The sequence below is a fragment of the Halanaerobium saccharolyticum subsp. saccharolyticum DSM 6643 genome, assembly GCF_000350165.1.
Lineage (GTDB): Bacteria > Bacillota > Halanaerobiia > Halanaerobiales > Halanaerobiaceae > Halanaerobium > Halanaerobium saccharolyticum.
On record NZ_CAUI01000005.1, the window covers coordinates 533,630 to 555,675 of the forward strand.

Consider the following 22,046-nt stretch of genomic DNA (forward strand, 5'->3'; position numbering starts at 1 on the left):
AAAAGAGTCAAATCCTGCAAAATATTTGAGCTATTTGTGTTTTGAATTCGAGAAAAAAATATTAAGTTGAAACAATTTTGAATTTAGATTGTTAATATGTTAAAGTAGTATCTAAATAATTTAGTAGAGAGAAGGGAGTTTTACGATGAAAACATTAGAAAAATCAGTTAAGTTTATTGGAGATTATTTTATTGTCTGGACAATTGTAGCAGCGGTTATAGGCTTTTTTCAACCTGCAGCCTTTGCCTGGGTGCTGCCGCAGGTTACTATTTTACTTGGGATTATAATGTTTGGGATGGGCATGACATTAGAAGTTGACGATTTTAAAAATATTTTAAAACATCCTAAGTATATTCTATTGGGGTCTTTTGCACAATTTACATTAATGCCCTTAATTGCTTTTGGATTGGCAGTTGTTTTTCAATTACCACCAGAATTAGCAGTAGGAGTAATTTTAGTAGGTACTTGTCCTGGTGGAACAGCATCTAATGTAATGACCTATTTAGCAAAAGGAGATGTTGCACTTTCAGTTTCAATCACAACATTATCTACCTTTTTAGCACCAATATTGACTCCATTGTTAACCGCCTGGCTTGCAGGTAAATGGATTCCAGTTTCAGCAGGTGCTATGTTTATTTCAATAGTAAAGATAGTTTTAATTCCAATAATTTTAGGTCTTATTATTAATAGTCTTTTTGGTTCTAAATTAAAAGCAGTAACTAAATCACTTCCGGCAGTTTCTGTTATAGCCATAGTTTTAATTGTTGGTGGAGTAGTGGGAGCTAACTCAGGGAAAATAGCTACTACAGGTGCAGCTATATTTTTAATTGTTATTTTACATAATGTACTAGGGCTTTTAAGTGGTTACTTTTTAGGTGATAAACTGAGTCTGGAAGAAGCAAAAAAACGTGCTTTAAGTATTGAAATTGGAATGCAGAATTCAGGTTTAGCAGTTTCACTGGCTGTTGCTCATTTTAGTCCAGCAGCAGCAATACCAGCAGCTATTTTTAGTGTCTGGCATAATATTTCAGGTCCATTAGTTGCAACTTATTGGTCCCGGAAAACAGATAGTTTAAAAGAGTTTGATTCAATTAATCAAGAAAAAGCCTCATAATTTGACTAAGAGTCTAGAGATTTAAATTGCTCTAGACTCTTTTTTTTAAAAAAACAAGGAAAAAATTAATAAACATAGAATATGTATAATAGAAAGAATTATTGAAAAACTATAGATACATTGCAAAAATATGTTATAATTAAAATATATATAAACTTAAGGAGGGATATTTTGAAAGCGTTTAAAGCATATGATATTCGAGGCGTTTATAACAAAGATTTCAATAAAGAAGATGTTTATAAAATAGGATATTTTTTACCAGAGCTTCTGGCTGCAGATGAGGTTTTAGTTGGTTTCGATGATCGTGAATCAACACCAGAAGTTTTTGAAGCTTTAGCAGCTGGAATTACAGATCAGGGAGCAGATGTCTATAAAATTGGTTATGCAACAACTCCAATGGTTTATTATGGCACAGCCAAGCATGACTATAAAGCATCGGTAATGATTACAGCTTCTCATAATCCACCTGAGTATAATGGATTAAAAATTTCTCGTGAAAATGCTCTGCCGGTAGGTTACGATTCTGGTTTAAAAGAGTTAGAAGAAATGATTGAAACTAAAGAGGTTAAGCCTGTTGGTAAAAATAAAAAAGGTAATATTTTAAAACATGATTTAAAAGAAGAATATATAAATTTCCAAAAATCATATTTACCAGATTTATCAAATTTAGATCTTTCAATTGATGTTTCAAACGGGATGGTAGCAATTTTAACAGATGCTATTTTCGGTGATCAGCCTCATTATTTATATAATGAACTTGATGGTACTTTTCCAAATCATGAAGCAAATCCCTTAGAAGCTGAAAATAGAGAAGATTTAAAAAAGTTATTATTAGAAAAAGAATCAGATCTGGGTTTAATTTTTGATGGTGATGGCGATCGAGTTATGTTCTTAGATGAAAAGGGAAATTTTATTTCTCCTGATTTAATAATTGCTTTACTTGCAGAATATTATATAAAACAGAATAAAGGAAAAAATGTTCTTTATGATATTCGCACATCTTGGTCTGTTAAAGAGCATATAGAAAAACTGGGTGGTAAATCTCATATGTGGAAGGTAGGTCATGCCTATGCAAAGCTAAAACTTAGAGAAATAGATGGTATTTGTGGAGGAGAACTTGCTGGACACTATTATTATAAAGATTTTTTCTACTGTGATTCTGGAATGTTGACTGCTCTTGTTGTATTAAATGTTGCAGCAAGGTTGAAGGAAGAAGGAAAAACTATTTCTGAATATATTGCTGAACTTGATAAATATGCAACTTCTGGAGAAGTCAACTTTAAAATAGAAAATAAAAAGGAAGTTATGGAAAATTTAAAAGAATATTTCTTTGATCAAAAAGAACCGCTTAATTTTTATGATTTTGATGGTTATCGCTTAGAATATAATGATTGGTGGTTTAATGTGAGGCCTTCTAATACAGAACCTTATTTGAGATTAGTTGTCGAAGCAAAAAATCAAACTATTTTAGATGAAAAACTAGCTGAAATAAAAGAAGTTATGGCTGTTGAATAAATAGACTTTTAAATAAAAAAATAAGATATTTAATTAGGAAAGGAGCGGGTCCTATGAATATTCCTGTTAAAAAATGGTATGAGGCTGTGCAGACTCGTTATTCTCAGCAGAAGTATATGACGAAGGAAATTAAGCCCTTTACTTTAAAATCTCTTGAGAAAAAATTTGAAGAATTAAATGAAACTTATCCTGAGGCAAGGGTGGAAATTATTGAAGAATCTGTTAAAGATATTTTACCTGCTTTAAAAGGGAAGTATGGTAATTTTACTGACTCTCCAGCTTTTATTGCTTTTATTATTAATGAGAATGGAAAACACCGCTGGAGCAAAATGGGTTATATTGGTGAGGCAGCTATTTTAGAAGCAACCTCTCACGGTCTTGGAAGCTGCTGGATTGGTGGTAGATATATACCTGAGAGATCAAAAATTAATATTGATCTAAAAAGAGGAGAACGCTTAGTTGCTGTTAGTCCAATAGGTTATTCATCAGAAAATTATAATTTAACAAGACACTTTATTTCAAAACTTTTTCCTCATCGAGATCGTTTAGATGTTAAAGAATTATGTCCTGACGGTTATGATCCAGATTGGCCGGGTTGGGTTAAAAATGCTATAAAAATAGGTAGTTATGCGCCTTCGAGATTAAATAGACAACCCTGGCGTTTCTATTATGGAGATGGCAAATTAGTTGTTGATTGCAAAAGTGAGCCATCAGCCTATAAGAGACTTGAATGCGGAATTGCATTACTTCATGCAGAAATTGGTGCCTTAGATGGTGGCGTTAATGGTCGGATTGAATTTGGTGGTCTGGGACTTGCTTCATTTATTAAAGAAATTTAAGAAAAAATAATTATTTAAAATATGAGAGTTATTAATTACCGTAGATATTTTAATCTGCGGTAATTTTATTTACATCCTAGTTTAAGAAAATTGGAGGTAAAAAATGAATTATAGAAAAATGGAAAAGCTTGATTTAGAAGTTTCAGCCCTTGGATTTGGAGCAATGCGTTTGCCAATAATTGATGATGATTCTGCTAATATTGATGAGGCGGAAGCGATTGAAATGATTCGTTATGGAATTGATAATGGAATAAATTATGTTGACACAGCCTGGCCCTATCACCAGGGGGAAAGCGAAAAAGTTGTGGGAAAAGCTTTAAAAGATGGCTACAGAGAAAAAGTATATCTAGCAACTAAACTGCCAATCTGGGAATGTGAGACAGAAAAAGATTTAGATAAAATATTTAATAAGCAGCTGGAAAAAATGGAAGTTGAATCAATTGACTTTTATCTGCTGCATGCTTTAGATGAGGGACACTGGCAGACTGTTAAAGATCTGGATATTATTGAATGGGCAGAAAAGAAAAAAGAAGAAGGTAAAATTAAATATCTTGGTTTTTCTTTTCACGATAGCTATTCTCTATTTGAAGAAATATTAGAAGCCCATGACTGGGACTTTTGTCAAATTCAATATAATTATTTAGATGTAGAATACCAGGCTGGCAAAAAAGGTCTGCAGAAAGCTTATTCTAAAGGAATTGAAGTAGTTATTATGGAACCGATTCGTGGAGGCTGGCTGGCCCAGGAACCACCACCAGCAGCCAAAAAGTTATTTGAATCTGAAAATGAAAATAGGACTCCAGTAGAATGGGCCCTGCACTGGATCTGGAGTCAAAAAGAACCTGGTGTAGTTTTAAGTGGTATGAGTAATATGCAGCAGCTTAAAGAAAATCTTGAGACAGCTTCTGAATCAGAAGTTGGACTTTTAAGTGATTCAGAATTTAAGATGATGGAAAAAGTAGCAGAAGAAATGAGAGGTCCAATAACCTGTACTCGCTGTGAATATTGTCTTCCCTGTCCGGAAGCTATTAATATACCTGAGAATTTTCATTTATATAATCAGGCAAAACTACTTAATAAGGGTCAAGAAATGGCCGAAAAATATTTTAAACTGGATGAAACAGCAAGAGCCAGTAATTGTATAGAGTGTGGACAGTGTGAGCCTCAGTGTCCTCAGAACTTAGATATAATTGATCTTTTAAAAGAAGTTGATCAGTATTTTAATGAAAGAGTTTAAATTAAATAGTTTTTGTTCTTATTAAGTAATTTATGGTATAATTAAAATGCTTAATAGGAGTTGATTAGATGCTTAACAAAAAAATCAAATTAATATACAATCCAGCAGCTGGTGATAAATCTTTTAATTCTTATTTAGACTTATTTTTAAAACATTTTCAGGCTGCTGGATATAAAGTAGATATCTTTAGAAGTATGGAGCCAGGTGATTTTGGAGAGGCTTTAAAAGATATTGATAATAATTTTGAAGCTGTTATTGTTGCTGGTGGTGATGGTTCAGCTAGCGAGATGCTAGATTTACTGCAGAAAAAGGGAATTGATCTACCACTTGGAATCATTCCAGCTGGAACTGCCAATGACTTTGCTTCCTTTTTAGGTATGACTCAAAATATAGAAAAAAGTATTAAAAGAATTCTGGACTGGAATATTAGAGAAATCGATGTGGGCAAAGTAAATGATAGGTATTTTTTAAATGTATGCGTAGGCGGCATTATTTCTCAAATAGCTCATGGAACAGAAACTGACATGAAAAACAGACTCGGGAAAGCAGCCTATTACCTGCAGGGACTAAAAGAACTTCCAAATATTAAACCAATGAATTTAAAGATAGAATGCTCAGAAAAAGTAATTGAAGGTGATTTTTTAGGTTTTTTTGTTTTTAATAGTAAAGATGCTGGAGGCTTTAAAAACATAGCTAAACTAGCTTCAATTGATGATGGATTATTTGATTTACTGGCTGTTAAAACAGGCAACATTTTAAAACTGAGTTCTGCAGCAGCAGATCTTTTTAATGGCAAAGATATTAAAAATGATAATTTAATCTATCTGCAGGATAATTACCTAAAAATAACTATGTTAAATAAAACAAAGGAAGAGCACTGTGATATTGATGGAGAAAAAGGGCCTGCTTTTCCTTTAGAAATCAAATTAATACCTTCAGCTCAAAAAGTCTTTACAGCTTAATTATTTATCAAAGCAGGAAAAAAGTAAATTATCTCTAATTATGTTATATACTTAGTAATTAAATTTACCCTGCTGCCAGGTAAGAGCCTCTCTCATCGACAGGAGAGGTTTTTGCCATTTGATTGATTTATTATTTTTATTAAAGTTAATATAGCAATTTATAAAGGAGAACAATATGTCAAAATTTAAAAAAATATTTTTTGTTTTTATATTAATGATCTTGGTATTTCCTGCAGCAGCCCAAGCAGAAAAAGAAATAGAATTCTGGACTATAAGTTTAAGTCCTCAATATGATGATTATTTTTTGGGTAAGATAGAAGAATTTGAAAGTAAAAACCCTGATTTTAAGATCATCTGGGAAGATACTAATTTTTCTTCAATTAATCAGAAGCTTCGTTATCGTATTGCAGCGGGCGATGTGCCAGAAGTAGTTAATCTCTCACCCCAATTAATGTCTTCACTATTAAAAGAAGATCTATTGTATTCAATTTCAGATTTGAAACAGGATTATAGTCAATATTATTATCCCTTACTCTGGGATAACGGTTTTTATAAGGGTAAGTATTATGCTTTTCCCTGGTATGTTAGTTCTAAATTAATGGCCTATAATCAGGAAATATTTAAAATTGCTGAACTAGATCCAGAAACTGTAATTAATGATCGCAAACAATTATTTGAAATTGCTGAAGAAATAACTAAAAAAACAGGGGTTTATGCTTTAATGCCTCAGATAAAAATTCACCATGAATTTATTGAAGCAGGTATAGACTTATTTGAAGATCAAAATAAAAGGAGAAAAGCAGCTTTTAATACAGAAGCTGCTGAAAAAATAATAACTAAATATCAAGAACTTGTAGGAAAAGGAGTAATTCCTAAAGATACTCTAAATTCAGGTTTTAATATTGCTTTAGAGCGCTATAAAAAAAATGATTTAGCTATTTTATTTACTGCACCTCAATTTTTAGATTCAATTGAAAATGAATCAAAATATTTAAAAGAACAAACTGCTTTAGCAGCTATTCCTACAGCGAAAGATGGTGTAATCAACTCCCCTTTAATGAATTTGGTGATTCCTAAAGGAGCTGATTACAAAAAAGAAGCTGCAGAGTTTGCTTATCTTATAACCTCCGCCGAATCACAACATGAATTCAGCCAACGTAGCTCTATTTTATCTTCAGCTCTTAACTTAGAAGAAAATTTAGCATTAGAAAAAGAAGAAATTATAACTGAAACTACTGCTGGAAAATCTCTTGAGAATGAAGCTCAAAAGATTTTAAGAAAACAATTATTTAAAAATAAAGATTTAACTTTAATACACCCTCAGGCAGATAAACTATTAAAAGTAATGGATGAACAGTTTGCCAGAGCTTTTGCAAATAAAATTACTGCTAAAGAAGCATTAGATAATATGGAGAAAGAATGGAATCAAATTTTAAACAAGGATAATAATGAGGCGGCTAATAATGAGGAGAATAATAATGAATAAAAAACTCAATATAATAACTTTAGTACTTATTATAATAATGTTTCTCTATTCTCTTAGTTCAGCTGCCTATTATGAACCACAAGAATACCGCAGGTCATTATTAGAAATTAGAGATGCGGAACGCGCTTTAAATAATTTAAATAAAAAAGTAAAAGAAGCCGAATCTGATTTTAAAATTATTGATAGCAAAGAAGTAGAGTCTAATTTAGAAGAATTAGAAAGATTATATCAAGAACAAATTCAGGCTTATCAGCAAAAAAAAGATCGTAGGGTTAGAGAATTAGAATTAGCAATAACCAATAGAGCAGACCAAATCAGAATGAAAATTATTGAATCAAAACCTGTACAGCTCAGAGCTTTTTGGCTTGATAATGGGACTTTTGCTAATTTAAATGGTAGGTCTGGAGTGCAGAAACTGTTGGATACTGTTCAAAAAGCTAATTTTAATCTTATATTCCCTGAAACATTTTATAAGGGAAAAACAGTTATTCCTGATAATGAATTATTTATTCAAGATTCTCAGTTTGAAAACTGGGAAGGCGATCCCTTAAAAATATTAATTGAAGAAGCTAAAAAGAGAAAAATAGAAATACATCCCTGGGTCTGGGTTTTTAATGAAAATACAAGTGGCAGTCCCGGTCTAATTTTAAGTGAAAATCCAGAATGGGCTAATAAGGATAGAGAAGGGAATATTGTGAGTTATCATGATTCAACCTGGCTTTCACCTGCTAGAGAAGATGTAAAAAAATTTCTGCAGCAGAGATATCTATATTTGGTAGAAAACTATGATATTCAAGGAATTAATTTAGATTATATTCGCTTCCCGGAGGAATATCGAGGTAGTTTTGGCTATGATAAACGGACTGTTGAAAGATTTAAAGAAAAATATGGAATTGATCCTTTTGAACTTAAAAGTTCTAGCTCTAATTTTTCTCTTTGGAATAAATATCGAGAAAATTTGATCACAGAAATGGTAAAAGAAACATCTGAAATGCTTAAAGATGCTGATCCAGAACTGTTAATATCAGCTGATGTTATTCCAGGTAAGGATGAGGCGCGTTATAGAGCTCTGCAAAATTGGTCTTTTTGGCTAAAAGAAGATTATCTTGATTTTGTGATTCCAATGACTTATACAGAAAACTTATTTTCTGAATTGAGCCGCTGGATTAAAGAAGATAGAAAAGTGATTGATAAAGCAATTTATCCCGGAATATCAGTTTTTAAATTAACTCCTGATCAAATGCTGGAACAATTAGAAGAAGTTAATAAAATTAATCCTAATGGAGTATCTTTATTTGCAGCTGCTCATTTAAAAGCAAATGATTTTCAAAGTTTATCAGAGGGAATTTATGCTCATCAAGCAGTTTTGCCTTATAAAAACAAAGCAGTATCTTTAAAAATTATCCAGAATTTTATTTTGAAAAGATTAAATCTAATCAAAGAAAAAGGTGGCATAAGTAATTCTGCCTTAATACAAATTAGATTCTATTTAAACCAGCTTGCTCAAGTTGACTCTGAAAACATCTTAGATTTTGATCAGTATATTTCAGATAACAATATAGAGCTTTCTAAAAACATTAAAAAAGTACTGCAGAATGATTTTGATTATTTAAATGATATAAAAAGACTTTATTAATATTTAAATTTTGAATTGGGGGGATAGCTATGAAGAGTTCTTTTACAGTTGGGCATTTATTTGGGATACCTGTAAAAATTCATGTTAGTTTATTGATAATTTTACCTTTTTTTGCCTGGGCATTTGGCAGTAATATTATTTATCTAACTGAAAATACTGATATTATTAGGCGAGAATTAATTTTAAATCCATATCTATTAGGATTTATTATGGCAGTTATGCTTTTTATCAGTATTTTAATTCATGAGCTGGCTCATTCACTTGTAGCAAGAACAAAAGATGTTAAGACGACAGACATTACTCTGATGTTATTCGGAGGTTTGGCTAATATTGAAGAAATATCTAAAGACCCAAAGAATGAAGTTAAAATTGCTGCTAGTGGACCTTTAACAAGTCTTTTTATTGGTTTGATTTTTGTTTTCATTGGTCGTTTTGCACCCGAATTTATGTTTGAAGATCTACGTTTGGTAATTTTATATACAGGTCAATTAAATATATTTTTAGCTATTTTTAACCTTTTACCAGCTTTTCCATCTGATGGTGGGCGGATATTGAGAGCAGTAATTGCTCAAAAAACATCTTTTAGAAGGGCAACAGAAATTGCTTCTAGAGTTGGGAAAGTATTTGCCTGGATTTTTGGTATATTTGGTTTTATCAGCGGTAATTTCCTTTTAGTCTTTATTGCTTTTTTCATTTATGTTGGTGCCTCTCAAGAACATCAATTTAGTAATATTAAATTAGCTTTATCAAATTTAAAAGTTAAAGATCTGATGACAAGAGATGTTAAAACAGTACCAGCAAATATGAGTATTCATCGTTTAATACAAAAAATGTTGGAAGATAAACATTCTGGATTTCCTGTGTTAAGAAATGAAGAGCTTGTTGGAATAGTTACAATGGAAGATGCAAGAAAAGTATCGCAAGATGATTATCGTAATACTCCTGTCCAAAGTATTATGAATAAAGATTTGCATTGTGTTAAAGAGGATGATGAATTATTTGAAGCGTTTAAATTGCTTTTTCAAAAAGATATAGGTCGATTACTTGTTATGGAAAATGATGAAATCAAAGGGATAATAACTCGTTCAGACGTAATGACGGGAATAAGAGTCAGAGAGTTAGAAAATATAAAAGGAGAGGAAGATTAGAATTATGACTTTTTTAAAAAATTATCTAATTACATTTATTATTTTTTTAGTAATTGATTTTATCTGGTTGGGAGCAGTAGCCAAAAATTTGTATAGAGATCAGTTAGGTTTTTTGATGAAAGAAAACTTTAATATGACAGCCGCTTTTACATTCTATATACTTTTTACTGCAGGATTAGTGTTTTTTGTTTTAAATAGAGCCCTGGCAATATCCAGCTGGCAGTATGCATTATTTGCAGGTATGTTTTTTGGTTTAATTACTTATTCCACTTATGATTTAACCAATCTTGCAACAATCAAAGATTGGCCTTTAACAATTACTATAATTGATCTTATCTGGGGGACTTTTTTAGGTGGACTTACTTCCTTTTTAAGTTATGTTGTAGTTAATCATTTTAAATAGCAACAAAATATTAAGCTGTTTTAGTAATTTAATTTAAGTATTTATAGTTTTATTTTTTGAAATTCATATTTCCTTCATAATTTACTCCTATAATGAAGTCAGAAGTTAAGAAAAGCATAACAAAAAAATTAAAGGAGTGAATTAGATATGAAAAAATTATTAACAGCTTTACTAGTAATGGTGGTTTTAGGAGCAGTATTTACAGGTGCAGTTTTTGCTCATGGTTCTCAGTCAAATATGGGTGCAGCAAATAATCAGCCTAGATATAATGCAGGAGAAAAAAATTATGGTGATGGAGTAGGATATAATAGAATTGAACTTAGTCAGGAACAGATTAATGAAATTGCTGATTTAAGAGAAGAATTTTATAATGAAACTGAAGAATTAAGAGATCAAATGAGAAATTTAAACCGTGAACTTAGAGATTTAGAATTTAGAAATGCAAGTAATGCTGAGATCGGAGAAGTTGAAGATAAATTAGAAGATATTTTTATGCAGATGGACGAGAAAAGAATGGCTAATCAAGAAAATATAGCAGAAGTTTTAACTGAAGAACAGCTAAATTTAATTGAAGAAAATAGATTGGGTAATGAAGATCGCTTCCAGGGACGTTTCAATAATGATTTTGGACATCACTCTAATAGAAGTTATGGTAGAAATGGACATTCAAGATTTAATGATGGATTTGGCCATGGAATGATGGGAAGAGGTTTCTCTGGAAATAGAAATGATGGCTTTAACAGCAGAAATTATAATGATAGAGAATTTGGTTATGGAGCAGGATGGTGCCACTAAATTTAATAAAATTTGAATAAATTTTAGATAAAAATAAAGGCCGGAGAAATCCGGCCTTTTTAAATAGCAATACAAATTTAATTAATTAATTTTTTAATTAAAGAGATCACTTAAATCAATTTTAATATCAAATTTAACATCTATTCCATTATCATCATCCTCATCATTATCATCATCCTCGTATTCATCTTCATAATAGTCATCATCTTCCAGATCACGATACTTTTCTTTTAGCTCTTCATAAACACTATATTTATTTGCTTTCCTTCCTCTTCCTTCTTTTTTTATTGTTCTACCATTATTAAAATTCTTATAATAATAACTATACTTATTATTAGCATGATGCACTTCAAGTTTTTCCATCATATTCCGATCACGATAATAATATTCATATTTTTTATTTTTTATTTCTATTTTTTCTTCAACACCTGTTCTTTTATTATTGTAACGGTAATCATAATTATTACCTCTAACTTTGATTATTTCTGTACCACCATTAATTTTATATTTTTTATCATATTTTTTGGTGTTAAAGGGTGGAAAATGTCTTTCACGATAGGGATGTCGAAAACGGACAAGTTCATCATCAAAAATTATTGACGGCATTCCAAAATAGCGGTGGAACTCATTAATTCTTTCTCTATTTTTAACCAGTCTATCAAGCTCATCTTTATCTAATCTTTTATCAGAATTGCTGTAATAATACAAAATTAAACTTATATCTTTACTGTCAAGACCTAGTCTTGCCATATATTCAACATCTTCACTATTAACATCTTTAAAAACTCTGATCAATAAATTTTTATCAAAATCATCAATTTCTACAGCAGCTGCAGAAATAGAGCTGAGAACAAATAATATAACTAGACTTAAAATAGTAAGTTTTTTGATCATTTTTTAAGACCTCCTATGATTTTTAATTTAATACTCTCTATATTAATTATACTGTTAATTAATCGAAATTACAATTTTTAGGTTTTTTTGATGTCGGAAAATCAACTATTATCAATTATCTTCGATTTGAAATAACAATCAGTTTATATTAAAATATAGACAGGATGTAAATTAGGCCGGATAATTCCGGTCTTTTCTATTTTTATGATAATAATTTAAGCAGGATAATTTATATATATACAGAAATAATAAAATAATAACAATGATATTATAAATTTAAAATATATAGATGGAGGTTTTAATTATGGAAGAAATTTATCAATACAATAAATACAAATTTTTAGAAAAAATATATACACCAATCGGAATATTTCTAGCCGGAATTTTACTTCAGTTTTTTTATCCAGGTATAGGTTTTTATCAAAAAATATTAATTTATTTGATTTATCTTTCAGGAGTACTTTTATTTGTTTTTGATGCACTACCAATTATTATAAACACCTATAAAGTCTGGAATAAAGAAATTATACTTACCAATAGGACTATTGTGGTTAAAGGAGATGACCATCTAAAAACTATTGTAGTTAATAGAAAAGATATTGAACAGATAATTTTTAGATCTTTAAGAGGAGAAGATGTAGAAGTGCCTCATTTTCGCAAGCTTGAAGACATAGATGAAAAATTACATGAGTTAGCTGGAAGAAAATTTATTATAGAATATGAAGCAGAAACTGCTGAAGATGAACTAGAAATTTATTTAGAACTATTACCTGAAGAATTTATTGAAGATTTTATTAAGTGGTACCAGGCCGATATCGCTTTGAAATAGTAAAATATAAATTTACATTATGATATGAGTTTTGAGTTAGTCTTGTATTTAATATTTTTAGCTTTTGCTATGTTTTTAGTCGGCAATTATATATATAAGTAGTCCGCGCGGGATTCCCCATTGGAGTCTCAAATTGTTTCTTAGAGACTTTTAATATAACTAATATAAAAGTTTGTGATTATCTTTACTTAATTTTTAAGCTGTGTTAAAATAAATTTTATAAATAATTTTTCGAAAAATTAATTTACTTGTACTTGCTATTAAAACAATTTAATATTTTAGTTATCATTATAAGACAGTAAGTCTGGATTGGCTTACTGATTTTTTATATATAAATATAAATTATATTTTTTAAATCATCCTATAAGGCCAATCAAATAGAAAACTTTTTTGCAGAAAGAAAGGGAGATGTTAGTGTTTTAAGCGGCACACCTATTGTAAAAGAATCGTTTAAAAACTTTGATCGGGTCTATCAAAATCAAGGAATAGAAAATTCAATATACAATGTTTTTCTTAATCGGTTTAATTCATATTTTAGTACATATGCCGAAGAATATGGATATTATGATGTTTTTTTGATTAACACTGAAGGAGACATAGTATACACTGAAGCAAAGGAAAATGATTTAGGACAGAGTTTAAGCAGTGGACAGCTAAGTAATAGCAATTTAGCCGAGGCATATAATAAAGGGTTAGATGATGTTACACTAGTTGACTATAAATATTATACTCCATCTGGAGAACCTGCAATTTTTGTATCTGCTCCAATAATGGATAACGAAGAAGTGATTGGTGTAGTTGCCTTACAGATTTCAGATGAGGCAATCAATGATATTATGGGCGAAACTACTGGCATGGGAGAAAGTGGTGAAACATATTTAGTTGGTCCTGATATGTTAATGCGTTCTGATTCGAGATTTTCTAATGAAAACGATATTTTAAATAGAGAGGTTAATACAGCTGCAGTCAACAGTGCTTTAGCTGGACAGGAAGGAACTGAGATAGTTAAAGATTATCGAGGTATTAATGTCTTAAGCTCTTATGATAAATTAGATATTGAAGGACTGAATTGGGCAATTCTTGCAGAAATTGACGAGGATGAGGCATTTGCTGAAGTAGCTGCTATGACTCGAAATACTTATATTCAGATAGCTATTATAGCATTACTTGTGATTATTATAGCATATTTCTTCTCTAAAAAAATAACAAATCCTATACTAAAAGCAGTAGCAATGGCTAAAGAAATAGCAAATGGAAATTTATCAGTTGAGAAAATAAAAATTAAATCTAAAGATGAAATTGGTGATTTAGCTGATGCTTTAAATGATATGTTGGATAGTCTTAAAAACATAATTCAAAAAGTTATGAATATAGCTGAAAATCTTTCAGCATCAAGTGAAGAACTATCTGCTTCAGGAGAAGAAGTAGCTACAGCAGCTCAGCAGGTAGGAGAATCTATCCAGCAGGTAGCATCAGGAGCAGAGGAACAGTCAGCTCAAGTTGAAGAAACAACCAGCAAAATCAATGAACTTATAGATCAAATTAATGATGTAGAAAAAATGTCAACAGAAATGGATGAGCAGGCAGATAATGTAATGGACAATATCAATGATGGTAATCAATCACTAAATAATTCAATAGAACAAATAGAAAATGTAAAAGGAAATGCAAACGATGTAGCAGCTACTATTAATAATTTAGGAGATTTATCAAATGAGATTGGAGAGATTGTAGAATTAATTAATGACATTGCAGCCTAGACTAATTTATTAGCCTTAAATGCAGCTATAGAAGCAGCTAGAGCGGGTGAGGCTGGCAGAGGGTTCTCTGTGGTAGCAGACGAAATAAGACAGTTAGCAGAAGAATCAGAAGGTGCTACTAATAAGATAGGTGGTCTGGTAAAAGAAATTCAAAATGGAGTTGGAAATGCAGTTAGTAAAATGGACGAATCAGGAACAGTAGTAAATAATAGTGTATCTGCGATTGAAACTACAGGGAATGCTTTTGAAAAGATTAATGGTGCTGCCTTAAGACTAAGAGAGTTAATTGAAAAGATTAACGAACAAGCTGAAAAAGTAAATATTAATAGTAAAGATGTAGAGGCAACTGTTAATGAAATAGCTTCAGTTAGTCAAGAAGCAGCCAGCAACTCTCAGGAAGTAGCTGCAGCCAGTGAAGAACAGAGTGCATCAACTGAAGAAATAGTTAGTGCAGCAGAAAGTCTAGCAGCTATGGCAAATGATTTAACAGAATCAGTAAATAAATTTAATTTATAATAATCATAAAAAGGGGCTGAAAATATGTTTAATTATAAAAAAATTATTAATCTCGACAAATTAAAAAGTGGAGATCATATCGTACTGCTTTATAAAAATGAAAAAGAAATTATTTCTGCCTCAATATCTTTTATTAAAACAAGTTTGGCCAGAAATGAAAAATGTCTTTATATAAAAGGTGATTTAAATGAAGAAATTCTTATAAATGAGTTAAGAAAACAGCTTTCTGATTTTGATTCATATATAGAAAATGGTCAGCTGCAGTTTTTAGATAAAGAAGAAACTTATGCTTTAAGTGATAATTTCAAAGCAAAAGAAATGATTGAAACTCTAAAAAAAGAGTCGATGAATGCATTAGCAGAAGGTTACAAAGGTTTAGCTATAACTGGTGAACTGAGCTGGGTTTTAAATTTTGAAAATGGTAAAAAAGAAATAATAGACTATGAATGGATGCTCAATGAATATATTTTTGATGATTATCCCGTAGTGGCAATGTGCCGCTATAATCTTAATAAATTTGATAACAGTATTATAAAAGCAATAATTGAGCTTCACCATTATATAATCTGGCAGGGTAAAATTCATGAAAACCCTTATTATATAGAGCCTGAAGGTTATAGAGATAATCAGATTGTAGAATATGAGATAGAAAGCTGGTTAAAAAATATTCAAAAATATAAAAAAAGAGAAAGTATTTTTAAAGAAAAATTAAAAAAGAGTGAATATAAATATCAAAATTTATTTAATTCAGCTCCTGTGGGTATTGTTACAACTACTTCAAATGGAAGAGTTGTAAAGATAAATAAGACTATGGCAGAGATTTTAGGTTTTGATAGTGTTGAAGAAGTATTAAATTATTATCCTGACTTATCTAGAAAATTATATGTCAATCCTGAGAGAAGAAAAGAACTTGTAAAAAGCTTAAAAGAAAATGGAGAAGTGAAAGATTTTGATTTTAAAGCAATAAAAAGAAATGGCAGCCATATATGGTTGAACATGAGTGCAAAAATCAGTAAGGAATCTGATGATTTTTTTGTAATTGAAGCTTTTGTATTTGATATTACAGCCAGAAAGATTAGAGAAGAAAAAATTGGTAAACAAAAAGAAGAACTTTCTGATTCTTTTGAGCAAATAACAGCCTATAACGAAGAAATTATGGCTATGAATGAGGAATTAGAGCAGTCCTTTGAAGAAGTGAATTTACTTAATCAAAGATTTGTTAATATGATTGAGCTTGTATCTAATATGGGAGATAAAACATTACTTAGTGAAAAAGAATTTTTTTCTGATTTATTAAATAAAGCTATAGAGATAATTCCAGAAGCTGATTATGGTAAAATATGTATCATAAATGAGCAGGAACAATGTGAATTTATAGATGCTGTTGGTCATGATCTTAATATTTTAGAAAAAATAAGATTTGATAAGAAATTCCTTTTTCATAAAGATAGTAAAACCATAAATAGTACCAATGATTATTTTTTTGAAATTAATAAACTAAAATCAGAAACAAAAGAAGATTTTATAAAGGGATTTAAACCCATTAAAAATTCGCTATATATAAATATTGTAATAGACGGACAGACAGTCGGTCGAATGGCTCTTGATATTAAAAAGAACAGCAGTAAAGAATTTACTGATACAACTAAAAAAGTCTTAAAATCTTTTTCAACTTTAGCTTCGTCATTTTTTGCTTTTAAAAGATTTGATGATCTGCAGACCAATTTCACTAAAGAATTATTAACCTCCATTATTAAAATTATGGAAATGTATGATCTTTATACAAAAGGTCATTCAGAAAATGTTGCTAAATTAGCTTCTGCAATAGCAAAAGAGATGAATCTTTCGAAAAAAACAATAAAAAACACCTATTGGGCAGGGCTTGTTCATGATATAGGTAAATTACTTATTCCTCTTAATATAATAAATAAAAAAGGAAAACTAACAGAGCAAGAGTTTGAGTTAATTAAAAAGCATCCAGCCTGGGGAAGTAAAGCTTTGAGCAGTTCTAAAATATTAAAACCAATAGCTAAATATATGCTGCATCATCACGAAAGATGGGATGGTAGAGGTTATCCTGAGGGATTAAAAGAGAATGAAATACCAGTGATTTCTCAAATTTTAGCAGTAGCAGATGCCTGGGATGCTATGTTATCTCGAAGATCTTATAGAAAGTCATTAACTACAGAAGAGGCTCTAATGGAGGTTAAAGAAAATAAAGGAAGCCAATTTTCTCCACGGGTAGTAGATTCTTTTATAAAAATTATTGAGAATAATAAAATTGAAAAGCTTAAAGTAGATGTATTAAAAAAAGAAATAAATAATTCTAAAAAAGAAAAACATTTATTAAAAAGAAAAGAAGATTATGAAGAATTATTTAAAAAAGCCGAAGATGGTATAGTAATTTTAGATGAGGATTTTAATATCATTCGAGCAAATAATTATTTTATAAATATGTTTGAATATCAAAAACAGCAAATTATTGGTGCAAACATTAAAAAAATTGTACCAAAAGCTCGAATCGAAGAAACTAAAAATTATATTCAAAAACTAGTTCAGGGAGAAAGTATAAATTCAAAAACAGTCAGAAAAAAAGAAAATGGTAAAATGATTAGAGTTTCAATTCAGGCTTTCTCTGTTTCTTTAAATGGAGGCAATATGGGATATTATGTTATTTATAGAGATATTACTGAACTAGAAGAAACTAGAATTAAATATGAAAACATTAAAGAAAGATATAAGGCTCTTTTTGAGAATGATAACACGATTATGTTAATTATTGACCCTGATAGTGAAAATATAGTTGATTCAAACCCTGCTGCAATAAGTTTTTATGGCTGGAGTAAAAAAGAACTAACTTCAATGAAAATAACAGATATAAATATTTTAGAAAAAAAAGAAGTCAAAAAAGAAATTTTAAATGCTAAAGCAAAAAATAGAAATTATTTTAATTTTAAACATCGGACAGCTAATGGTAAAATAAAAAATGTCGAGGTTTACAGCCAGCCAATACCTTTTGCAGAAAAGGAATACCTATATTCGATTATTCATGAAAAAAATAAATAAAACCCTATATAAAAAAAGCTTGCGGGTTAAATAAAGAATTAATTTTAAACAACAAAAAAAGAAGAGTGTAATTTTTTTTATAAACAAACTAATCTTTTCTTTTTTTAATAATATAAGTTATAATAAATATATATTGGTATAGTTGATATTTTAGGACTTATATTTATCGGAGATGATTAAACATGAAAAAAATAATGATAATTGAAGATTTAAAGCTGCATCAGAGAAAAATTAAAGATATAATTTTAGAGCTTGGTCATCAAGTTTCAGCTGTTTTTGCTTATGGCGAAAAAGCAGTAGATTATATCTTGAAAGAAAATAATTCGCCAGATCTTATAATTATAGATATTATTTTAAAAGGTGAAATAAATGGTTATCAAGTAGCTAAAAAAATTAGTTCAGAAACTAATATTCCTTTCATAATTCTTTCTTCATGTAAAGATGAGATTGAGGATTTTGAAGCTTCAGTATATTTAAATAAGCCATTTAGCAGTCAGGAACTTAAAAATAATATTGAACTTGCATTATATAAATATGATATCTACAAAAAAATGCTTAAAAATAACGAAGAGAAAAAAATGATATTGGATACAATTGATACTCAAATCTGGTATTTAAAAGATCCAGAAACTTATGGAAAAGTAAATCAGGCACATGCTGATTTTATAGGGTTTGATAAATCAGATATAGAAAACAAGAAATTAACTAAATTTTTGACAAAAGACGAAGTTGAGGTTTGCAATACTGGCAATCAAAAAGTATTTAGGGAAAAGAAAAAAATTAGAACTGAAGAATGGTTAGAAAATTATGAAGGAAAAAAGAGGTTATTAGCAATAACTAAAAACCCGAAGTTAAATAAAAAAGGAGAAGTGGAGTATGTAGTTTGTTCAGCTGAGGATATTACTGCTCGAAAAGAAAAAGAAAAGATAATTACAGATTTACATAAAATAGCTATAGATTTCAAAAAATTAAAGAATGAAAAAGAAGTATGTGAAATGGCTATAAAAGCAGCTGAAAATATTTTAGATTTTAATCTTTGTAATATTGTTTTGCTCAAAGGTAAAGAACTTATACCATTTGCTTCATCAAGTAATTTCGAACAGGAAAAAATTCCTCTATCCAAAAAAAGTATAGCAGCTAAAACTTATCTTGAAAGTAAAAGCTTTATTATTGATGACCTTCAGAATAATTTAGAAGCTGCTGCAGTAAAAAAGATTTATAAATCAGCCATCAGTATTCCTATCGGCAGTTTCGGGGTTTTTCAGGCAACCGCAGCTGAAAAAAATTCATTTTCTAAAAATGATTTAGAACTAGCTGAAATTTTGATTTCACATGTTATTGCGGCATTAGACAGAATAGATGCTCAGCAGGAAATTCAGGATCACAAGAACTTTTTATCAAATATTTTAGAGGTTCAGAGTGGATTAGTTTTATTGTTGGATTCTGAAGGTGGAATTGTTTACTTTAATAAAGCCTGTGAAACACTTTCAGGATATACAGAAGCTGAAGTAAAAGGAAGAACTGTCTGGGATTTATTTATTGGAAAAAATGCAAAAGAAAAAGTTGAAAATGTTTTTAATCAGTTGAAAAACAAAGATTATCCTACTAGATATGAAAATTATTGGTTGACTAAAAACGGTGAAAAAAAAGAAATTTCTTGGTCTAATAATGTTATTTTAGATAATGAAGAGCAAATAAAATACATTGTTGCTACAGGTATTGACATTACTCAAAGAAAAAAACAGGAAGAAAAAATAAAAGAACAAAAAGCATATTTTGAACAACTTTTTAATAATTCGCCAGAAGCAATAGCTCTTTTAGATAATAAAAATCAGGTAATGAAAGTGAATGGTAAATTTGAATCATTATTTGGATTTAAACAGCCAGAAATGTTGAATCAAAATATTGATAATTTTATTTTACCAAAACAATGTTTGGAAACTGGAAAAGAATATACTAAAAAAGTTATAAATGGTGAAGAAATTAAGGTAGAAGCAATAAGAAAAAATAAAGATGGAAAAAGAATGGATGTATTTGTTCAAGCTTTTCCAATAAAATTAGCAGATGGGCAGATAGGTATTTATGCTTTATACAATGATATAACAGAAAGAAAAAAGAAAGAAAAGAAAATAGAATATCTTTCTTTTCATGATGAGATGACGGGTTTATATAATCGAAGATATTTCGAAAATGAACTAAGTAGATTAGAATCTTCACGTAAATATCCAATAACAATTGTGATTGGTGATTTAGATGGTCTTAAACATATAAATGATAATTATGGCCATAAAAAAGGTGATGAGTATATAATTAATACAGCAAATATATTAAAAAGGGCCGCTAGAACAGAAGATGTGATTGCTCGCATAGGTGGCGATGAGTTTGCTATAATTTTGCCGTGTACTAATCGTAGAGAGGCTCATATTTTTTGTCAAAGAATAAAAGAAAATGTAGAAGAATTTAATTGTGTCCTAACTCAGGGAAAATCTTTATCAATTTCTATTGGATTTGAAGTGATGGAAAACAATAGTCAAAGCGTAGATGAAGTATTTAAAAAAGCAGATCAAAAAATGTATATAAATAAAAGAAACTAAAAAATTGGGAGAGGCGATTATCTTTGAGAAGTGAATTATACCAGCAGCGAAAAAATAGACAACAAAAATTAGCAATGATAATTTCTGCTTTAGTATTTGTTTTATTTATTTTTCTATTTAAAGTTGAAAATGTATTAGCCTATAGTCTTGCTTTTGGTTTAATTATTGGCTTTGCTATGCAAAAATCAAAAATATGCTTTACAGCAGCATTTAGAGATCCATTTCTTTTTGGAATGACTAAACTAAGCAGAGCTTTAGTCTTATCATTAATGATTACAACTATAGGTTTCGGAATAATACAATTTTTTAGATTTGAATCTGGTCTTCCAATAGGTGGGAAACTTTTAATTCCTGGTATTTATATTCCAATTGGAGCCTTTATTTTTGGACTTGGAGCTTCAGTTAGCGGTGGCTGTGCTTCTGGAACCCTCTTTCGTCTGGGAGAAGGTTATCAAATGCAGCATCTTGTTATAATCGGATTTCTTCTTGGATCTCTTAGAGGGGGACTTGATCAAGGGTTTTGGAATAATTTAACTTTTGCTAAAAAAGCATACCATTTACCAGAAATGTTTTCAAATTGGATTTTTGGAATCTCATTTCAGCTTGTTATTTTAGCTATTATCTATTTTTTACTAATTATCAAAGAAGATAAATCATTATCTTCCTTTTTTAATGGTTTTAATGATTTTTTTAGGAAAGATAATTTTGAGAATTTATTTTTAAAGATCAAAAATATCTTTTTCCATCCATTAAAATATTTAAGTTATAATATCTGGCCTTATTGGATTGGCGCCTTAATTATTGCAGCAGCCAATATTATTTATTTTCAGATGACAGGAAATTACTGGAGAATAAGCACTGGATTTATGAATCTTATTTTTTGGTTTTTATCAATTTTAGGAATTACTTTTGAGAATATAGATTTTGAGATAATATCTCCTTTTTTTGATTTTATTTTTTGGTCTAATCTTGGTATTATCCTGGGAGCTTTAATTAGTATTTTACTAACAGGTCGTTTTAAATTTAAAAAAATTAAAAACAAAAAACAATATTTAATAGCACTTACAGGTGGTTTCTTAATGGGTTATGGTTCACGAGTAGCTTCAGGCTGTAATATTGGTGGTTTTTATAGTGCCGTGTCATCTTTAGCCTTAAATGGGTGGTTATATTTACCTTTTGTTATAATTGGTATTTATTTAGGTAGTAAGTTTTTAAGTAAATTTATAGTTAGGTGATTTCAAATATATTTGAG

At 29.7% G+C, this 22,046-nt stretch carries 17 protein-coding genes; 16 read left to right on the forward strand and 1 reads right to left on the reverse strand.

Annotated features, from left to right (window positions below):
* Positions 1 to 145 precede the first annotated feature (145 nt).
* The 10 genes from HSACCH_RS02940 (at position 146) to HSACCH_RS02985 (ending at position 11,135) form a co-directional block, all read left to right on the forward strand.
* Positions 146 to 1,114: a bile acid:sodium symporter family protein gene (locus HSACCH_RS02940; protein WP_005487720.1), complete on the forward strand. Its 969-nt coding sequence runs from the start codon at positions 146 to 148 to the stop codon at positions 1,112 to 1,114.
* A 171-nt stretch (positions 1,115 to 1,285) separates the two neighbouring features.
* Complete coding sequence (locus HSACCH_RS02945) at positions 1,286 to 2,629, forward strand: phosphomannomutase/phosphoglucomutase (protein WP_005487721.1); 1,344 nt, start codon at positions 1,286 to 1,288, stop codon at positions 2,627 to 2,629.
* 53 nt (positions 2,630 to 2,682) lie between these two features.
* The gene (locus tag HSACCH_RS02950) at positions 2,683 to 3,468 is read left to right on the forward strand and encodes a nitroreductase family protein (protein WP_005487722.1); all 786 of its coding nucleotides are present in this window, start codon (positions 2,683 to 2,685) and stop codon (positions 3,466 to 3,468) included.
* Between the two features lie 103 nt (positions 3,469 to 3,571).
* Positions 3,572 to 4,705 carry an aldo/keto reductase gene (locus tag HSACCH_RS02955; protein ID WP_005487723.1) on the forward strand — a complete coding sequence of 378 codons (1,134 nt, stop codon included), beginning with the start codon at positions 3,572 to 3,574 and terminating at the stop codon, positions 4,703 to 4,705.
* A gap of 68 nt (positions 4,706 to 4,773) precedes the next feature.
* Positions 4,774 to 5,667 carry a diacylglycerol/lipid kinase family protein gene (locus HSACCH_RS02960; RefSeq protein WP_005487724.1) on the forward strand — a complete coding sequence of 298 codons (894 nt, stop codon included), beginning with the start codon at positions 4,774 to 4,776 and terminating at the stop codon, positions 5,665 to 5,667.
* Between the two features lie 175 nt (positions 5,668 to 5,842).
* The gene (locus tag HSACCH_RS02965; protein WP_005487726.1) at positions 5,843 to 7,153 is read left to right on the forward strand and encodes an ABC transporter substrate-binding protein; all 1,311 of its coding nucleotides are present in this window, start codon (positions 5,843 to 5,845) and stop codon (positions 7,151 to 7,153) included.
* The gene (locus HSACCH_RS02970; protein WP_005487728.1) at positions 7,146 to 8,789 is read left to right on the forward strand and encodes a glycoside hydrolase family 10 protein; all 1,644 of its coding nucleotides are present in this window, start codon (positions 7,146 to 7,148) and stop codon (positions 8,787 to 8,789) included. The genes HSACCH_RS02965 and HSACCH_RS02970 overlap by 8 nt, the downstream gene beginning before the upstream one ends.
* 29 nt (positions 8,790 to 8,818) lie before the next feature.
* Entirely contained in the window at positions 8,819 to 9,937 is a 1,119-nt protein-coding gene (locus HSACCH_RS02975; protein WP_005487729.1) for a CBS domain-containing protein, read from the forward strand.
* 4 nt (positions 9,938 to 9,941) lie between these two features.
* The gene (locus HSACCH_RS02980) at positions 9,942 to 10,340 is read left to right on the forward strand and encodes a DUF2177 family protein (protein WP_005487730.1); all 399 of its coding nucleotides are present in this window, start codon (positions 9,942 to 9,944) and stop codon (positions 10,338 to 10,340) included.
* Between the two features lie 147 nt (positions 10,341 to 10,487).
* Positions 10,488 to 11,135 (forward strand): Spy/CpxP family protein refolding chaperone, encoded by a 648-nt coding sequence (locus HSACCH_RS02985; protein WP_005487731.1) that lies wholly within the window; start codon positions 10,488 to 10,490, stop codon positions 11,133 to 11,135.
* Between the two features lie 93 nt (positions 11,136 to 11,228).
* Here HSACCH_RS02985 and HSACCH_RS02990 read toward each other — a convergent pair whose 3' ends face one another.
* On the reverse strand, positions 11,229 to 12,029 hold the full coding sequence (locus HSACCH_RS02990) for a hypothetical protein (RefSeq protein ID WP_005487732.1): 801 nt from the start codon (positions 12,027 to 12,029) through the stop codon (positions 11,229 to 11,231).
* 304 nt (positions 12,030 to 12,333) lie between these two features.
* On the opposite strand from HSACCH_RS02990, the gene HSACCH_RS02995 reads away from it, so the two are divergent.
* The 6 genes from HSACCH_RS02995 to HSACCH_RS13695 all read left to right on the forward strand — a co-directional run bounded on the left by HSACCH_RS02995 (position 12,334) and on the right by HSACCH_RS13695 (position 22,029).
* Positions 12,334 to 12,858: a hypothetical protein gene (locus HSACCH_RS02995; RefSeq protein ID WP_005487733.1), complete on the forward strand. Its 525-nt coding sequence runs from the start codon at positions 12,334 to 12,336 to the stop codon at positions 12,856 to 12,858.
* 575 nt (positions 12,859 to 13,433) lie between these two features.
* Positions 13,434 to 14,618 carry a methyl-accepting chemotaxis protein gene (locus tag HSACCH_RS13900; protein ID WP_005487735.1) on the forward strand — a complete coding sequence of 395 codons (1,185 nt, stop codon included), beginning with the start codon at positions 13,434 to 13,436 and terminating at the stop codon, positions 14,616 to 14,618.
* A gap of 27 nt (positions 14,619 to 14,645) precedes the next feature.
* Entirely contained in the window at positions 14,646 to 15,134 is a 489-nt protein-coding gene (locus HSACCH_RS13905; protein WP_084815723.1) for a methyl-accepting chemotaxis protein, read from the forward strand.
* 24 nt (positions 15,135 to 15,158) lie between these two features.
* Positions 15,159 to 18,200: a PAS domain S-box protein gene (locus HSACCH_RS13690; protein WP_005487738.1), complete on the forward strand. Its 3,042-nt coding sequence runs from the start codon at positions 15,159 to 15,161 to the stop codon at positions 18,198 to 18,200.
* A 182-nt stretch (positions 18,201 to 18,382) separates the two neighbouring features.
* On the forward strand, positions 18,383 to 20,794 hold the full coding sequence (locus HSACCH_RS03010; protein ID WP_005487739.1) for a PAS domain S-box protein: 2,412 nt from the start codon (positions 18,383 to 18,385) through the stop codon (positions 20,792 to 20,794).
* A gap of 23 nt (positions 20,795 to 20,817) precedes the next feature.
* Positions 20,818 to 22,029 (forward strand): YeeE/YedE family protein, encoded by a 1,212-nt coding sequence (locus HSACCH_RS13695; RefSeq protein ID WP_005487740.1) that lies wholly within the window; start codon positions 20,818 to 20,820, stop codon positions 22,027 to 22,029.
* Positions 22,030 to 22,046 lie beyond the last annotated feature (17 nt).

Bases quoted from the DNA above. Each gene is read 5' to 3' on its own strand.
- HSACCH_RS02960 (WP_005487724.1), top strand. From the start codon at position 4,774: ATGCTTAACAAAAAAATCAAATTAATATACAATCCAGCAGCTGGTGAT.
- HSACCH_RS02995 (WP_005487733.1), top strand. From the start codon at position 12,334: ATGGAAGAAATTTATCAATACAATAAATACAAATTTTTAGAAAAAATA.
- HSACCH_RS03010 (WP_005487739.1), top strand. From the start codon at position 18,383: ATGAAAAAAATAATGATAATTGAAGATTTAAAGCTGCATCAGAGAAAA.
- HSACCH_RS02985 (WP_005487731.1), top strand. From the start codon at position 10,488: ATGAAAAAATTATTAACAGCTTTACTAGTAATGGTGGTTTTAGGAGCA.
- HSACCH_RS02965 (WP_005487726.1), top strand. From the start codon at position 5,843: ATGTCAAAATTTAAAAAAATATTTTTTGTTTTTATATTAATGATCTTG.
- HSACCH_RS02980 (WP_005487730.1), top strand. From the start codon at position 9,942: ATGACTTTTTTAAAAAATTATCTAATTACATTTATTATTTTTTTAGTA.
- HSACCH_RS02955 (WP_005487723.1), top strand. From the start codon at position 3,572: ATGAATTATAGAAAAATGGAAAAGCTTGATTTAGAAGTTTCAGCCCTT.
- HSACCH_RS02990 (WP_005487732.1), bottom strand. From the start codon at position 12,029: ATGATCAAAAAACTTACTATTTTAAGTCTAGTTATATTATTTGTTCTC.
- HSACCH_RS02940 (WP_005487720.1), top strand. From the start codon at position 146: ATGAAAACATTAGAAAAATCAGTTAAGTTTATTGGAGATTATTTTATT.
- HSACCH_RS02975 (WP_005487729.1), top strand. From the start codon at position 8,819: ATGAAGAGTTCTTTTACAGTTGGGCATTTATTTGGGATACCTGTAAAA.
- HSACCH_RS02970 (WP_005487728.1), top strand. From the start codon at position 7,146: ATGAATAAAAAACTCAATATAATAACTTTAGTACTTATTATAATAATG.
- HSACCH_RS02950 (WP_005487722.1), top strand. From the start codon at position 2,683: ATGAATATTCCTGTTAAAAAATGGTATGAGGCTGTGCAGACTCGTTAT.
- HSACCH_RS13690 (WP_005487738.1), top strand. From the start codon at position 15,159: ATGTTTAATTATAAAAAAATTATTAATCTCGACAAATTAAAAAGTGGA.